The organism is Micromonospora sp. WMMD736 (assembly GCF_049179015.1).
Lineage (GTDB): Bacteria > Actinomycetota > Actinomycetes > Mycobacteriales > Micromonosporaceae > Micromonospora.
On record NZ_JBMHMI010000037.1, the window covers coordinates 1 to 2,852 of the forward strand.

Here is a 2,852-nt window from a genome sequence, read left to right on the forward strand (position 1 = left end):
CCTCGTGGGCCAGCGAGGTCATCACCGAGAGGACTTCGTTGATCATCTCCGGATCCAGCGCGCTGGTCGGCTCGTCGAACAGCATCACCTTCGGGTTCATCGCCAGGGACCGGGCGATCGCCACGCGCTGCTGCTGGCCGCCCGAGAGCTGGGCCGGGTACTTGTTGGCCTGATCGGCGACCCCGACTCGCTGTAACAGCGCCATCGCACTATCGCGGACCTCGGCCTTGGCCGCCTTGCGGACCTTCAACGGCGCCAACGTGACGTTTTCAAGAATGGTCTTGTGCGCGAACAGGTTGAACGACTGAAACACCATGCCGACGTCGGACCGCAGCTGTGCCAATTTCCGCCCCTCTTCGGGCAGCGCCTCTCCATCGATGGCGATCGTCCCCGAGTCAATGGTCTCCAACCGATTTATGGTGCGGCACAACGTTGACTTGCCCGAACCGGACGGCCCAAGCACGACGATCACCTGCCCCCGTTCAACAGTCAGATCGATGTCCTTAAGCACGTGCAGCGCGCCGAAACGTTTGTTGACGCCCTCGATGGAGACCATCGGTGTAGCTTGCGAAGCGGAATCGGCTATGCCGGGTTCCACGTGGGCCGCTTCCGGCGAAGTCGACACTGAGGTCATACCGTCAGGCCGCTGCTCGCCGGGATAACTGGCTGGCCATCAAGTAGCGCGACCCCGGTGGCCTCGTACGCCGAAACGGCAAGCGGTGAGCAGAGTCTCGTCATGGATCCACCTCTCTGACCGGACGGAAGCATTCGGTCGTCGACGCACGAGGCGTCAGCGGGTTACGTCAGTCACAGCAGCCTATGGCCATTCCCGTCGATGGGAAGGTGCGCCGAACCCCCGTCCGCGTGCTATCGCGGTCAGTGATCGCCGTCACCCAGAGTGATCAACCCACCAATTACCCGTGGCGGTCCAAGAGGCGCAGTCGTTGCTCGGCGAACCGCATCGCGATGTCATAAGCGACCGCCGGGGTAATCTCGGGGTCCTCCAGGGCGACCTGAACCACCAATCCGTCCAGCAGCGCCGCGAACTCCAGTGCAAACGTGCGCGCGTCAACCCCCGCTTCCTGCGCAGGCTGTTCGACCGCGGCGGTGATCACGCCGCGCCAGCGAGCATCGATCTGCGCCCGCCCCAGCTTGACCTCGTCGTGCCGGAACGCTTGGGTCCACAGGTCGAACCACAGACCCCAGTAGCCGGGTTCCTCCTCGATGGACGGCGGCCAGCACCCCCACTTGATCAGCCACGAGATTCGATCGTGCGGCTTGCTGATGTCGGCGAGGATCCGCTCGGCCACCTCATTGAACGAATTCTCTGAGAACTGCAACGCGTCCACCAACAGTCGTTCGCGCGTGCCAAAGTAGTAGATCACCAGCGGCGCGCTGACCCCCGCCCGGTTGGCGACGTCGGCCACCCGGGTCGCAGCGAATCCGCGCTCGCTGATCAACTCCGCTGCAGCCCTCAACATGTCGATACGACGGGGTTGAGTGTCTTTCGGCGCGGGTCCGGATGTGGTCATCGACAGCCACTAATTCCCATGCGTGGTGTCAGCGATGCCGCGCCGTCGAAGCCGCTATCGTCTGCGTGACGCTGCTGCCCCTGGGCCACAGTCGCGTCCCTGCGTGAGGGCGAGCCGCCCATTACTCGACGACAACGACACTTTCCGCCCCTGCGAGCGGCGTCGCAAGCGCTACCTAAGTAGTGCCGACAAACTCTACTGATGCGAGCCCCTGACGTTTGAACAATGATTCAAACCTATCAACTACGAGGTTGCGACACGGGAAAACAAAAAGGACACCAACACGGGAGAAGCTGACCATGGGACGCGTAACACTGTGGATGCAAATGTCGCTCGACGGCTTTGCCGAAGGGCCGGACAACGACGCACATTGGCCCGTCGTCGACGAGGAGCTGTCCGAATCGTTCCTGGACCAACTCGCCCAGGCGGACATGTTTCTGTACGGACGGAAGACCTACGAGATCATGGCGAGGTTTTGGCCGTGGGCAGATGGTGACCCGGCCATCTCGCCGTTCTACGTCGACTTCGCGCGCTGCTGGAAACAGACGCCGAAAGTCGTATTCTCCAACACCCTCGCCTCGGCACCGTGGAATACCACCGTACTGAACGGGAACCTGCTGGAGGAGGTCACAGAACTCAAAGCGCGGCGCAACTGCGCCATGGTCTTGTTCGGCGGGGCGCAGACTGCCTCAGCCTTCATGAAACACAACCTGATCGACGAGTACCGGTTGTTCGTCCACCCAGTGCTGCTCGGAGGTGGTACGGCGCTATTTCCGACGTCGGCCCAAATGGCAGGACTCGAGCTCGTCGACGTCACGACATTCGACAGCGCAGTCGTGCACGTCCACTACCAGCGCGCGGCGCAGGTCGCTGCCTGACATCACATCAGCAACGGTAGCCTTGCGCCCACCGGTCAGTCGTGTGCCGGCACAGGAATCGTCGAGATGGCACAAAGCGTCCTCAATCGAATTCGCATGCTTCTCAAGGTCCTTCGGCGCCAGAAGATGGCCTGGCCATCCCATTCTCTCTCACGAAGGCAGCGGCCGGTCGGTAGTCACGCTGCTCCTCACGATGTATGGCACAGAGGGATCGCGGACGGGCAGTGAGCTTCGTATGGATGCCGCATGTCCGCGACGCAGCCTCGCAGGCAGGTTCGGTTTGCCGCCCTCATCCACAGCAAGCATCACGATTTCGGATACCCGGGTAGTCATCGAAACTGCCACGGTACTGGCGAACACACGAGACCTCGCTTGTTTCTGCAACTTTAGCCCGACCAACGGCTTCGCGTCGCGGAATGACTCGGGAAACGGAGCAATTGAA

Annotated in this window: 4 protein-coding genes; 1 reads left to right on the forward strand and 3 read right to left on the reverse strand. The window is 62.0% G+C overall.

Features of this window, described 5'->3' with window-relative positions:
* On the reverse strand, positions 1–556 hold a 556-nt coding region (locus tag ACN269_RS33170), incomplete at its 3' end, for an amino acid ABC transporter ATP-binding protein (protein ID WP_421477050.1).
* Between the two features lie 358 nt (positions 557–914).
* The gene (locus tag ACN269_RS33175; protein ID WP_421477052.1) at positions 915–1,532 is read right to left on the reverse strand and encodes a TetR/AcrR family transcriptional regulator; all 618 of its coding nucleotides are present in this window, start codon (positions 1,530–1,532) and stop codon (positions 915–917) included.
* A gap of 320 nt (positions 1,533–1,852) precedes the next feature.
* Between ACN269_RS33175 and ACN269_RS33180 the strand changes: the two genes are divergently transcribed.
* Positions 1,853–2,410: a dihydrofolate reductase family protein gene (locus tag ACN269_RS33180; RefSeq protein ID WP_421477055.1), complete on the forward strand. Its 558-nt coding sequence runs from the start codon at positions 1,853–1,855 to the stop codon at positions 2,408–2,410.
* Between the two features lie 150 nt (positions 2,411–2,560).
* On the opposite strand, the gene ACN269_RS33185 is transcribed toward ACN269_RS33180, so the two are convergent.
* The coding region (locus ACN269_RS33185; protein WP_421477054.1) for a hypothetical protein at positions 2,561–2,852 on the reverse strand (292 nt) is incomplete at its 5' end.

Coding starts and splice junctions, on each gene's coding strand:
- ACN269_RS33175 (WP_421477052.1), bottom strand. CDS start 1,532: ATGACCACATCCGGACCCGCGCCGAAAGACACTCAACCCCGTCGTATC.
- ACN269_RS33180 (WP_421477055.1), top strand. CDS start 1,853: ATGCAAATGTCGCTCGACGGCTTTGCCGAAGGGCCGGACAACGACGCA.